Annotated in this window: 10 protein-coding genes; 5 read left to right on the forward strand and 5 right to left on the reverse strand. The window is 62.4% G+C overall.

Annotated elements, in window-relative coordinates; translation table 11 throughout:
* Positions 1-35: 35 nt before the first annotated feature.
* Positions 36-320: a hypothetical protein gene (locus AD665_RS10840; protein WP_331717173.1), complete on the reverse strand. Its 285-nt coding sequence runs from the start codon at positions 318-320 to the stop codon at positions 36-38.
* Positions 321-578: 258 nt separating this feature from the next.
* On the opposite strand from AD665_RS10840, the gene AD665_RS10845 reads away from it, so the two are divergent.
* The 5 genes from AD665_RS10845 to AD665_RS10865 all read left to right on the forward strand — a co-directional run bounded on the left by AD665_RS10845 (position 579) and on the right by AD665_RS10865 (position 5,397).
* A complete protein-coding gene (locus AD665_RS10845) occupies positions 579-1,292 on the forward strand; it encodes a class I SAM-dependent methyltransferase (RefSeq protein ID WP_053192059.1) in 714 nt (237 codons plus the stop codon).
* Between the two features lie 161 nt (positions 1,293-1,453).
* Positions 1,454-1,888 (forward strand): DcrB-related protein, encoded by a 435-nt coding sequence (locus AD665_RS10850; RefSeq protein WP_024777882.1) that lies wholly within the window; start codon positions 1,454-1,456, stop codon positions 1,886-1,888.
* A gap of 27 nt (positions 1,889-1,915) precedes the next feature.
* Positions 1,916-3,211: a PAAR domain-containing protein gene (locus AD665_RS10855; RefSeq protein WP_053192060.1), complete on the forward strand. Its 1,296-nt coding sequence runs from the start codon at positions 1,916-1,918 to the stop codon at positions 3,209-3,211.
* Positions 3,208-3,741, forward strand: a complete 534-nt coding sequence (locus AD665_RS10860) for a hypothetical protein (RefSeq protein WP_053192062.1) — start codon at positions 3,208-3,210, stop codon at positions 3,739-3,741. Before AD665_RS10855 ends, AD665_RS10860 begins: the two co-directional genes overlap by 4 nt.
* A gap of 147 nt (positions 3,742-3,888) precedes the next feature.
* Positions 3,889-5,397 (forward strand): DUF6630 family protein, encoded by a 1,509-nt coding sequence (locus AD665_RS10865; RefSeq protein ID WP_053192065.1) that lies wholly within the window; start codon positions 3,889-3,891, stop codon positions 5,395-5,397.
* Between the two features lie 79 nt (positions 5,398-5,476).
* Here the strand turns inward: AD665_RS10865 and AD665_RS10870 are convergent, their stop codons facing one another.
* Genes AD665_RS10870 through AD665_RS10885 form a run of 4 tightly spaced genes read right to left on the reverse strand, consistent with a single transcriptional unit; the run spans position 5,477 to position 12,590 of the window.
* Positions 5,477-5,755: a hypothetical protein gene (locus AD665_RS10870; protein ID WP_024777886.1), complete on the reverse strand. Its 279-nt coding sequence runs from the start codon at positions 5,753-5,755 to the stop codon at positions 5,477-5,479.
* Between the two features lies 1 nt (position 5,756).
* Positions 5,757-10,193, reverse strand: a complete 4,437-nt coding sequence (locus AD665_RS10875; protein WP_053192067.1) for an RHS repeat-associated core domain-containing protein — start codon at positions 10,191-10,193, stop codon at positions 5,757-5,759.
* A 12-nt stretch (positions 10,194-10,205) separates the two neighbouring features.
* Positions 10,206-10,640, reverse strand: coding sequence for a DcrB-related protein (locus tag AD665_RS10880; protein ID WP_024776792.1), 435 nt, complete (start codon positions 10,638-10,640; stop codon positions 10,206-10,208).
* A gap of 18 nt (positions 10,641-10,658) precedes the next feature.
* Positions 10,659-12,590: a type VI secretion system Vgr family protein gene (locus AD665_RS10885; protein WP_024776793.1), complete on the reverse strand. Its 1,932-nt coding sequence runs from the start codon at positions 12,588-12,590 to the stop codon at positions 10,659-10,661.
* Between the last annotated feature and the right edge of the window lie 147 nt (positions 12,591-12,737).

The raw sequence follows: 12,737 nt of genomic DNA on the forward strand, positions 1-12,737 counted from the left end.
TCCCCTGTGGGAGCGAGCCCGCTCGCGATAGCGGTCTACCGACCCACCACCGGGTAATGCCTGATGCGGCACGCATAGTTATTGCCATCGCCCTTGCAAAAGCCATCCAGGTACCGGTAGTCGACACGCACCGACTGCCCTTTCCCCGGCCATTGCTTGCGGGGCAGTGTGGCTTGGTAGTCGGGCGTTTCCGGCGTGAACGTGAGGCTCGTGCCTTCTTCCGGACATTCGGTCGCGGGCAACTTGCGACTGACTTTCAAGACCTGGGCCTGTAGTTGCGGATACGGTTGTTTCAACACCTCGACGATGCGCAGATCCATACGGCAGATTTGCCACGATGTCGCGTGTACGGGCGCGCACATGATCGGGAGGATCAAAGCCAACAAGGCGCGGCACATTGCCTGATTGTTCATGGTTGCGCAGCTCGGGATGGGAAGGCAGGAAGGAAGCTTACCCTGGCGCCGAGCTCAGTTCGAATGGAACGCGCCATTCCTGATGGGAATGTAGCGCATGAAATTAATGAATTTTTATTATCGCAACCGGTGGCGTAGCTTGATTGAAGGACATGGAGAACCGCCTTGAAATCATCCTCACACTCAACTGCAAAATTCGACGCCGCCCGAGCCAATGAATACGGTCGACAAAGCCGTATCGCGCTGGCCGGGTATGACGCCTGCCAAGACTTGGCCGCCTGCATGCTGGCGGCAAGCCTCGATCAGACACGCTCGGCGAACATACTGGTCGTGGGCGCTGGCGGCACGGCTCAGGAGATCATTGCAATGGCAGCGTTGGAGCCAGGTTGGCGCTTCACCGCCGTCGACCCCTCTGCGCCGATGCTGGAGGCCGCCAAGCAACAGTTGGAGGCGAACGGCTTGCTTGAAAGAACACACCTGCATCTTGGTCAGGTCGAGGACCTGGCAGCGGGCGAGTCTTACGATGCCGCCACCCTGATCGGTGTGTTCCATCACCTCGAAGGCGATGAGGCCAAGCGGCAGATCTTTCGGTCCATTCGGGCCCATTTGAAACCGGGCGCTCCGCTGATCGTCGCGGGGAACCAATACGCTTATGCCAGCCAACCGTTGTTGCTGGCAGCCTGGGGACAACGCTGGCGGCAGCACGGCGCAAGTCCGGATGAAGTGAAGGTCAAGCTTGGTAAGATCCTTGAAGGTGCCGACCCTCCGCATTCCGAGGCAGCCGTCATGACGTTGTTGCACGAGTCTGGGTTCGGCGATGCCACCCGCTTCTTCAGCAGCCTTTTCTGGAGCGCCTGGTTGACGTGCAAGACGGCTTGAAGATCCAGGAAACGGGTGACCAGGGAGGCTGCGGGAGGGAGAAATGAGACGGGTGTCATGGCCCCGTGAACGGCCCCTCCCCATGCCTTGATTGTTACCATCTATTGCTTGAAGATCTGCCGCTGACTCCGCCACCTCCTTGCCTGGAAACAACCCGAATCATGCCGCTCTATCGCCTCCAAGAAGCCGACCTCGACATTCCCGACAGTTGGCAGGACCAGAGCATCAACATCTTCAAATTACCTGCCGTTGGAACGGCCAGGGAAGCCAGTTTCGTCATCAGCCGCGACCCGAGCCGGGGCGATACGCCGTTCAGCGACTACGTTGCCGCGCAACTGGCAAGCGCCGAGCAGCAGTTGCCCGGATTCAACCTGATCAAGCGCTGGGATTTCGCGCTCCATGGCCATGGGGCGGTGTTGCTCGATTACAGCTGGCAACGCGAAGGGCGGGAGCTGATGCTGCGCCAGGTGTTCATCGACCGCCAGCCCGTGGGGTTGATCACGACCCTGACCACCACCCCGAACGATCTCATGCACCACGAGCCGGCGTGGAAGATGGCCATGCACTCACTCAAGCTGCGTCCACAGACTGCCTGATCACCCTGCGCGAAGACGATAGAACCAATGGATATGCTGGCGGCTGCGCGCCTTGGCGATGAAATTGCCCACGGTTTTGGTGTCGCCGCGATGGTGGCGGGAGCCGTTGCCGGTGCATTGATCGGTGCGGCGGTGGTCGCGGCCACCGTGGCGACCGGCGGCGTGGCGTTGGCGATCATGGCCGGTTCGATTGCGGCGGGCGGCCTGTCGATGTTCCAGATCATCAAGGGCCTGAACACCATCTTCAACCTGCCCGAGCCGACCACGGGGGTGTTGGTCATGGGCAGCCTCAACGTCCAGATCAATAACCGCAACGCGATGCGTGCGGGCGCAGACGTGTCGTCTTCGTGTTCGGGCTTGCCGATGAATCACCCGATCTGGCCATTCCCGGTACTGATCGCCGAAGGCAGTGCAACGGTTTTCATCAACGGCAAGCCGGCGGCGCGGTTGCAGAGCAAGATGGTCTGCGGCGCACATATCAAGAGCGGCAGTCCCAATACGTTCATTGGCGGGCCAACGGTAGCGGTCGCATTTGTCCTCGACATCGAAGGGTGGTTGCACACCGGGCTGGAAGCCCTGGGCATGGTCGCCATGGGGGCCGCCGCGGTACTGGCGGCGATGGCCGGTGCCGCGGCCTTCGCCGGGTTTGTGGTGATCGGTGGCGCGATGATGGGAGGCATGGTCCTGTTGGGTCAGTTGGGCGACCGTCTCGGCCCCGGTTATCGCGATTTGCTCCAGGGCATCGCCGGCATGGCGTTGTTGGGCCTGGGGCCGAAAATGGCGCGCATCGGCGCGGCCCCGACACCCCGCGCGGCGGCCTACAAGGCGGGGGTGACCGAAGCCGATATCCTGGCGATTCCCAAGGGCAGCCGACCGCCGCCGCGGGATTATCTGGAAGGCCCGTATGTCGACAAGCATCTCAAGACCTTCGAGGAGGAGGGCGGCAGTTTCCTGTTCACCTCGGACGATATCGCCAACCCCAAATATGGTTCGTTCAACCCGAACAAGTTCGTCATGGCAAAATCCGACCTGAACGCCGTAGTCGCCGAGTACAAGAAAACCGGCGACGTTTCGGTACTGGAGTCGGCCCTGGGTTACGATCCGGGTTCGCTGGTGGGCAAGGACATCTACATGATGAACCTGGACAACCCCAAGGTACTGATGCCCACCGGTAACGAGGGCGGGGTGAACTCGCTGTGGCGACCGGGCGGCTTGACCCATCCCGGCGGCATGCGCGAAGCGGTGCTGGACAACGTGCCCATCGCCCACGGCAACGACATCAACACGTTGATGACCACCCGAGACGTAGTGAGAATCCAATGAGTAATCCACAAGACAACGTGCTGTTGCTGGCGTTGGCCAATAACGATCTGGACAAGTTCCTGGTGGGCGAGCCGTTCTACTTTCTCGAAGCCAAGAACGAAAACGACGAGCCGCAGAATGTGGTGGCCGCGTTCGACCAGCTGATCATGCCGTACTGGCACCAGACCCACGACGCCAGTTTCCCCATGCGCTTCGTCTCGGCGCTGCTGACCCTGCTGGCGACGTACCCGGACCGCACGCGGGCGATCTACATCGCTCACGACTGGGTCTGGTACTACCGCTTCTGCCAGGACAAACAGCGCAAGCAGCCGCAAGGCCCTTATGGCGATCTGTTTGACGTCGACATGGGCAGTGTCGCCGTCGCCCTCAAGCGTCTGCTGGAACGACACAAGGCCGAACTGGTGGCCGATACCCGCTGGGCGGGCGCTACGTGGAACAGCCCGGACGGCATGTGGACACCGTTGATGCGTTCGGCGGTGACGGTGCGTGACCAACTGGGCGGTCCGGATTTCGTGCCGGCCAACATCTGACAGGGTGGTGCAGAAACCTGTGGGAGCAAAGCTTGCTCGCGATAGCGGCAGGCCGGTCAACATTATGGGTGACTGACTTACTGCTATCGCGAGCAAGCTTTGCTCCCACGGGACTCACTGACTGGTACTTCAAGGAAGGCAGGCGTGATGCAATCTCGTTTTGATCCGCTGGTGCATATCGACTGGAAAACACCGGGTGGCGAACTCCTTGGGTTGCTCCAGCATTACTACCCCGATATCGACGTGTTCGTCGGCCAGCCATTCGAGGCGCTGCTGGATGAACTCTCCAACGAAATGCCCGAGATCTGCTTCCAGGCGTTGGCGAACGCCTTGGCCGAACGCGGCTATGACCTGTGGAACCTGGACGCCGGCGGCGATGATTACCGCCCGGTCGTGGTCCCGACCGAGCAGCGCGAGGCATTTGCCAGGCACTGGCAAGGCCAGGAGGACTTCACAGCAAGCTTGATCGAGCCGGAAAAGGCTAGCGTCGCTGAGCGGAAAACCGCGCGCAAACCGGCCAGGCGCAGCAAGGTGAACTGGCTGCAGGAAGTACACGACTATCCCGGCCCCACCTACGTCCATGACGGCAACTACCACAACGGTTGGGCCGCTATTACCGAGCAGGACGATGAGCAGTGGCTGTGCTTCCTGATTGACTACAACCCGTGGCCGCCCGCCGAGCAGGACATGCTCGAACACCGCACCGATGGGCTCGACGGCGCCGATCTGCAGCTCATCGACGCCAATGCCCAGCGCAGCCTGTGGCGTCGTCGGGTCAAGCGCGGCGACTACAGTTCGGACGACCGCTATAAGTACGAAGTTCGCCAAGGCGACGACATCCAGGCTTTTGGCCCTGCCGAGGTAGAGTGGCCAGGATTTGAACAACCCAGCGTCGTGGTGGATGCCGAGGTATTCGAGCGCCAGCGCCTTTACGAGCCGGTGCCGATGACACGCATCTGGCGGATCACGGCGCAGGCCAGCGAAGTCATTTTCGAGCACCCGGATGATCTGACGATATTGCCCTTCGGCCACCGTCGTCTGCTGTTCATGCAACACAACGGCCCACAGTGCTGGATCTGGAACCAGGACCCGCCGCACCAGGCCATCGCCGTCAAGCCGATGCCAGCGGTGGACGGCTACCACCTCAGGGCCTCGACCGCCTACCTGGGGGGTGATGAGATCCTGTTGTTCAGCGAAGACAAGCGCAAGAACCTCGAAGACCCGCGCTACCACGAGGCCGTGCTGCTGGCGTGGCGCTTCAACGTGGTCTCGGGCACCGCAACGAAGTCGTTGCTGGATGGCTTTGGCAGTGAGGTGCGCCAGGACACCCGCCTGCTCGTCACAGAGCCAAAGAATCTCATTACACTGCGCACGTTCCACGGGTATGTTCATGTCAGCCGAGGACACGGTGACTGGTGGGTCTGGAACTACGCCACCCACACGTTCGGCTCGTACACCCTGGCCTGGTTCTGGAATCAGCTTGACAACCAGGTGCTCAAACTGTCCAGCCAGGATATCCGGCGTATCAAGCCGCAGGTGCGTTACCTGCCGGCACAGGACCGCTACCTGGCGTTCGAAGCGGACTTCGTTGCCAGGTTGCCGGTGTTCAGCGAAATGCTCGAGGCCAAGGGCGGCGAGGTGCTGAGTTTCGACTGATGCGGTACGCAAGGCACAGGGACTGCGCTCTTATTCGCTGCGGTTGGGTGCACAGCACTTCACGGTGCATTGCTGTGGATTACGGCATGCTCATCAAGGCCATTCTCAGGCGTCTGATCAGCTTTGGGTTCTTGAGGCAATCGCCCGGGCGTTTGTTACCCAAGGCCGGCACGACCTGTTCCAGCCACCAAAGGCCCTCCTTTAGCCCTCGTTTTCCGTAGAGCACCACGGCCATGTCGAGGTTGTCGTCCATGGCCTTGGCGAGCGTGCGGGCGTTGTCGTCGAGGTAGTCCTCTTCGTACAGGCGCACGAAAGTTTGCCAGTCGGCGTCGCCGACGTATTCGTCTTCCAGTCCCATTTCAAAAACCTGCAAAGGAGATCAAGTTGCTGCCGGTCGGGTTTCGCGCCGACGGCGCCAGGATCCCATCATAACCGTTGGCTTTGGCCCAGGCGCCAATCTGGTGGGTCTGGGTGTATTTGTTGCCGGTGATGCTTTTAAGGGATACGCCCAGTTGTTTGCGCACATCGGCCCGTGTCAGATCGAGGACGTTGTTGAGCTGCACCTTCTTGCTCACCAGTACCCGCGTGGACAGGTCCACGCCCCAGTGATTGACCTCGCCCATGGCGGTCTTGCGCGAGTTGGCGCCATAAACGCCACCAAGCCCCGGCGCGGTATAACGATGCCGGGCGGCAACGTTCCACTTGTGGGCGGTCCAGGTGGTGCTGATCCGTCCGGGCTCTTCGAACCGATAGACCGTCCGATTGACCTTGCGCCCCTTCGGCGGGGTGGTGCATTTCATCAGCCCCAGGGGGTCGATCCAGCTCACCGGGTTCGGTGCGTACTGGTAGAGGTTCAGCCCCCCGGCAAGGCCGATGGGGTCCGGCGTGGTGAAACGGCCTATGTCCGGGTCGTAGAAGCGCAGGGTGTTGTAGTGCAGCCCGGTTTCGCGGTCCAGGTACTGGCCCTGGAACCGCAGGTTCTGCTCTTCGATGTAATACGGTTCGCGCAGCTCTTCGGCGGTGTTGCCCCACACTTGGTAATGGGCGCGCCAGAGCGTATGGCCGTCGCTTTCCGAAAGTTGTTCGGGCTGGCCGTTGAAGTCGTTGTGGTAGTAACGGACCTTCTGCTGCTCACCAAGGCCATCGACCCGCGCCAAAGGCTCGTGGCCGTCGTCGGCATAGATGTAGAGGCTGGTCTGGCTGTCGCGGTGTTCCTGCAACAGTTGCAGCGCATCCCAGGTAAAGCGAGTACGACCAAGCGGGGTAGCATGGCGATCGTACTCGGTTTTTTCGATGCGTCGGCCCAGCGGGTCGTAGGTCATCTTCACGACCGAGCCGTTGTCGTTGTGCACCTCCACCAACCGCTGTTCGGCGTCGTACTTGAAGCGCTGGACACCGCGTCGGCTGCTGCGTTTTTCCACCATGCGGCCGAAGCCGTCGTAGCGGTAGCGCTTGTCCTGATAGGTCAGCAAGCGGTTATGGGTGACGTGGCCGGAGCCCACCAGTCCGTCGAGCAGGTTGGCGGCCGGGTCGTAGGCGAAACCTTCACGCTGCCCCTTGAGATTGTCCTGGCTGGCGAGGATGCGGCCGGTGGCGTCGTAGTGCAGCAGTTGACGATGGGGCGCTTCGGGCTGGTTGTCGAAGCGCTCCACCAGCTGATCGCTACCGTCGTAGGCAAACAACGACTGTGCCGCTGGCGGCAACAAGGTCGACTGGTCCCGTTGACGTCGCTGGCGGGCCCGCAGGCGGCCGCTGCGGTCGTATTCGCTACGGGTGCTGAGACTGCCCTGGGTGCGCAGCACTTCGCGGTGCAGGCGGTCGCGCTCGAAGTCACTGATGACCTGGCCGTCGAGGTTGATCTGATGCAAATGACCGCTGCCGTAGTGCAGGCGGTTCAGCCAGCGGCCATCGGGGAGCTGAGTCTGGGTGAGGTTGCCCAGTTCGTCATAGCGATGCGTGAGGCGACCGGTCCAGCCCTGTTCGGTGATCAGTTGCCCAAGCGCGTCGTAGCTGAAGCCAATGCTTTGCTGTTCGCCGGCCAGGCCGGTGAAGGTGATGGCCTTGACCTGGTCGAGGGCGTCATAGCGGTATTCGGTTCGACCATCGGCGGTGACCTTGGCGACCAACCGACCCATGGCATCGCGTTCCAGCTCATGGATGACGGGCGCTTGCGGCGAGAGGTCCAGGTCGGTGCTGCCGGGAACGGCGAAGGCCTGCACGCGAGTGACGTTGTCCAGTGCATCGTAGGCGTAGCGCTTGAGGCTGCCATCCAGACTGTGCTGGGCGCTCAAGCGGTCGCCCGCATCCCAGGCAAACCGATAGCTTTCGCCGTTCTCGTTGGTCAGGGCCAGAAGCCGCCCATAACTGTCGTAGCTCAACTCCACCCGCCGGCCATGGGCATCGGTGCGCAGGCGCAGTTGACCGCTCGGCGTGTGTTGGAAAGACGTGGTGTGGCCGGCGGGATCGCTGTAGCCGATCAACTGGCCGCTGGCATCGCGTTGATAGTGTTCGATGCGACCGTCCGGCAGCTGCTTGCTCAGCAAGCGGCCCTGGTCGTCGTAACTGAAGCGCGTGCGTTCCCCCAGCGCATCGCTACTGCTGAGTAACAGACCGCGCTCGTCGTAGCTCAACCGGGTGGTGTAGCCGGAGCAGTCGGTGTGTTCGCTGAGTTGACCCAGGGCCGTCCAGCGCATGGTCTTGCTTTTGCCGCTGGCATCGATGACTTCCACCACTTGGCCGTGGGCGTCGTGGCGATAGCGGGTGACGTGGCCCAGCGGGTCGGTTTCGCGAATGCGATTGCCACGCGCGTCATAGCGGTACTGCCAGGTATTGCCCGCGGCATCGGTTTCGGCCAGAGGCAGGGCCCAGTGTTCGAGCCACAGCGTCGACTCGCTGCGGCCGAGCGGGTCGAGGGTTTGGCAAAGATTGCCGGCTTCGTCATAGCTGAACTGATGCTGCCCACCGTTGGGGTCAGTCGCCCCCAGCAACTGGCTTTCGTCGTTCCACTCGAATGCCCAGGTGCGATTCAGTGCATCGATGGCTTCGGTGATCTGGTAGCGCGCATCCCAGCGCCGGGTGCTGACGCGATTCAAGCCGTCGGTGATGCGGGTGATGCCGCCGGCCAGGTCATAGTCGAATGTGTAGGTATCGCCGGCGTCGGTCCAATGGCGGACCACACGCCATTCCAGGCCTTCGACCAACGCCCATTCGTAGAAGCACCGCAGCCCCGTGGGCAACTGATGCTCCACCATCCGCTGCCCGAAGTCGTAGGCATAACGACGTTTGACCTGGCTGTTGGACTGGCGCACCTGCGCCAGCTCTCCCTGGGCATCGTAGTCGTAGTGCATCAGCACTTCGTTGCGCTGGTCAGGGTAGAGGCGGTCGATCCGGCTGACCCGTTTTGGCTGGTGCTCGTCGTAGGCCAATTCGACCTGAACCTGATCGAAGGTGTCGCGCAGCCGCACCAGGCGTCCGGCTTCGTCGTAGTCGAGGTAGATACGGTTGTCGTTGCGGTCGCCCAGTTGGCTGAGGCGCAGCAACGCCGCGTTCCCCGGTGCCGGTTCGAACAGACGATACAGGCCGTCCGCGCTTTCGATCAGCAATTGCCCGTTGGCATGGCGCCGCACGGAGAGGCCTTCGCCGGCACTGAACACCGCGCCGCCCAGGGGGATCGAGCCCATGTCGATGCGCCGGCCCTGTTCGTCGGTATAGACCAGGGTTTCGCCGCCCTCGGGATGGGGCAGGATCTCTACGCGTATTTCGTAGGCGACGCTCCAGCCGGCACCGAACAGGCCGTCACGGCGTTCGTCGCGGCTGTTGTAGAAACGCTGCCAGTCGATGGGCAGGATGCCGGGCAAGACGAAGTCCAGTTCCTCGACATCCCCCAACACTTTGGCGCCGGTCGCCGCATGCACCGGGTTCGATGAGCCCATGGCCGCGTTGGCCGCCGCGCCCATCGCGCTGCTGACCGCCATCGAGGCCGCGCCGCCTATCAACATGCACGGCAGGTTGCTCAGGAACTTGCCCTTGCCGCCCTTGAGCATCAGCAACGCGGTCACCGCCAAACCCACGCCCGGCGTCTTGCCACTGCGGATCTCGCGCACCACCACGGTGCCGCCGCCAATGGTCACGTCCGGGGAAATCAGTCCGGACGACACTACCTTGGCTTCGCAGGTACTGCGGTCGCCGCTGCGTACGGCGGGCTGGCCGTTGATGGTGACCTTATCCGAGCCTTCAGCCAGGAACTGCGGCGGCATCGGCGGATGCTTCAGGCAGGTGATCATGTCCAGCGGCTTGGGCACGGCGCCTGGGGCGGGCGTGGCGACGGTGGGGCGCCACATCTGCGAGAAGAAACTTTCGGCCATGTCCAGGTAGCTGGGTTCGGGCGCTTCCAGCTCGGTGCCGGCCGGCGCGACATGGGACTCGATGGCCCCGGCGGCGCGGGCGGCGGGAATGTTGTTGGTCAGGGTGTCGGTGGAACCGGTGAGGATGTTCGCCTGCACCGTGGGCGGAAAGAGGGCGTTGCCGATGCCCTCGCAGAGATTGCTCAGGCCCTTGTCGGCGCCGGTCTTGCTCATGGCGAGGCCGACGACCGCACCGACCACGGCGCCGAGCAGGAAGCAGCCCAGGCCGCCGGTCGCGACAGTGATACCGGTGGCCGCGACCACGGCAGCGGTGGCGACGGCCGTGATCGCGATGTTGGCCGCCACCTCCAGCACCCCGCCGAGGATGTCGGCCATCATCGAGGTGTGATCCAGCGCGTCGCCCAGCCGTGCAGCCCAGAGCGCGTCAGACATGCAAGTCGCTCATCAGACCGGCCCGTCGAACACTAGCGAACCCTTGATCGTTGCCCAATGCGCGGCTTCGGCATCGCCGAGTTTTTCGGCCTTGACGTAACTCAGGGCAAACATCTTGCGAGTACCGGGCAGCACCAGGGCCAACTGGTACTGGAAGACTTTCTCGTTGCCCTTGCTGAACTGGCTGCGCAGTTCGATGCCTTCGACTTCCTGGTTGGCGCCCAGGCGTACCGTGGCGCCCGGTTGGCAGCGCAGTTCCTGTACCTGTTTTTCCAGGCGCTTGAGCTGATCGTCGAGGTTGCTTTGCAGGGTTTCGCCGTCGGCCAGCAAGCTGCGACTGACGATCAAGGACGTGCCCAGTTCGGGGAACTTGAGGATATTGATCGTCGCGTCCAGCAACTCGCTGGGCGGCAATTGGAGCTGGAATTCGTTGATGCGGTAAGTCATGGCGCCTGAATCTCTGGATTAACCCTTGGGGAACGCGGCTTTGACATTGGCGTCGATGCTGGCCTTGACGCCCTGGCCGTCGGGGGTGGCACCAGGGCCGCCGCCATTGTTCAGGTGCAGGACGCCGCCGGTGTTGAACTCTGCATCGCCCTTGGCATAGAAGCTGATCTGCACGCCGGTCAGATTGATCTGGCCGCTGGCGTTGAGCTCCAAAATGCTTTCGCCGCACACCAGTCGCAGGTTTTCGCCTACTTCAATGACGTAGCTCTGGCTGATGCTGTCGGTCTTGCGCAGGCCCACCGACAGGATGTCCTCCTGTTTGACGATGCGCAGGCGGTTGTTGCCGATGGTCACTGTCTCGTCATGGCCGATGCTCTTGTTACGGTCGTGACCCACCGAATGGCTTTCATCCACCTCGACCACGATGTCCTGGTTGCGCTCGGCGTGGATGTACAACTGCTCGGCGCCTTTCTTGTCCTCCATGCGAATTTCGTTGAAGTTCGCCGGCGTGCCGCCCTTGCTCGAACGGCTCTTCATGCCGCTCTGGGTGGCGTTGTCGGGCAAGTCGTAAGGCACCGTCTGCTCGGCGTTGTAGACGCGGCCGGTGATGATCGGCCGGTCCGGGTCGCCTTCGAGGAAGCTGACGATCACTTCCTGGCCGATGCGCGGAATCTGCATCGAGCCCCAGTTTTTGCCGGCCCAGGACTGCGACACGCGGATCCAGCACGAGCTGTTTTCGTTGGACTGGTCGTGACGGTCCCAGTAGAAGTGCACCTTCACCCGGCCGAACTGATCAGTCCAGATTTCCTCGCCCTTGGGGCCGACCACCAGAGCGGTCTGCGGGCCTTTGACGATGGGCCGGTGGGTGTGGGGCAGCGGGCGGTAGCTCTGCTGGGCGTCGATGCAGGTCAGGCTGCTTTCGAACTGTGCCGACGGTGCGCCGCCGCTGGTTTCGCCGCTTTCCTGGGACAGGTAGTAGCGGGCGCCGACGATTAGATACTCGCGGTTCTGATCCTGGCGAGTGAAGCCAGTCAGGCTGAACAGATGACCCGAGCCCAGGCCCCGCGCGTTACCGGCCAGCTCGACCTGTTCATGTAGGGTCTGCAAGGCTTCGATGCGGGTGCGGGCGTAGTGTTCGCCGTCTTCGCTCTGCACGTAGGTGCCGGGGTAGTCGTACAGCGGATAGTCACCGGCGGCATGGGGGCGGGGCATCGCCGAACGCACGTCGATGCGCGCACTGGGGCGCTGGAAGTCATAGTCGTTGAGCTCCAGCGAGCCCGGCTGCACTTCCTGGGCCAGATGCCAGTCGTGAATGTGGTCGCGCTCGCGTTGCTGCTCGTTCTTCGGGTAGTAGGGCACCGACGCGTAGCCGGGGGCGCTGGTGTGCGCCCCGTAGGCATCGGCCAGCACCAGCACGTGGCGGCCCTGTTCATGGCGGAAGAAATAGTAGATCCCTTCCTGTTCCATCAGGCGGCTGACGAAATCGAAGCTGGTCTCGCGATACTGCACGCAGTATTCCCACTCGCGGTAGGGGCGGCTCAAGGCGTCTTCGAAATCGGAGAACCCCAGGTCGCGGAACACCTGCTTGATGATCTGCGGGATGGTCAGGTTCTGGAAAATCCGGCAATCGGAGGTGCGCGTCAGCAGCCACAGCCAGGGCCGCAGCGTGGCCTGGTAACTGGCGAATTGGCCTTGGTCGACGTTCTGGCTGAAGCGGGCCACGATGCCGTGGAAATGCCGCTCGCCACCGCCGTCCAGCTGCATGCTCACGCACATGGGTTTGCCGAGCACCTGATTGAGATCGATGGCGTTGTCCAGCGAGTGCAGCTGCAACTCATAGTTGAACAGCCTTCCCAGCTCTTCGCCGCCGCCCATGTCCTTGAGCAGCAGCACCTCGGGTCCCAGGGGGCTGGTGATCTTGGCCAGGCGTGAGGCTTGGTTGAATAACATCGAGTGTCCCGTGCAAGTTGTGTTGGCTGAAGGAGCGCAACCCACTGTGGGAGCGAGCCTGCTCGCGATGGCGGTGGGTCAGTCAACGCGAGGTTGAATGTAATTCCGCTATCGCGAGCAGGCTCGCTCCCACAGGGTTTTCTGTGT

It is taken from the genome of Pseudomonas corrugata (assembly GCF_001269905.1).
Lineage (GTDB): Bacteria > Pseudomonadota > Gammaproteobacteria > Pseudomonadales > Pseudomonadaceae > Aquipseudomonas > Aquipseudomonas corrugata.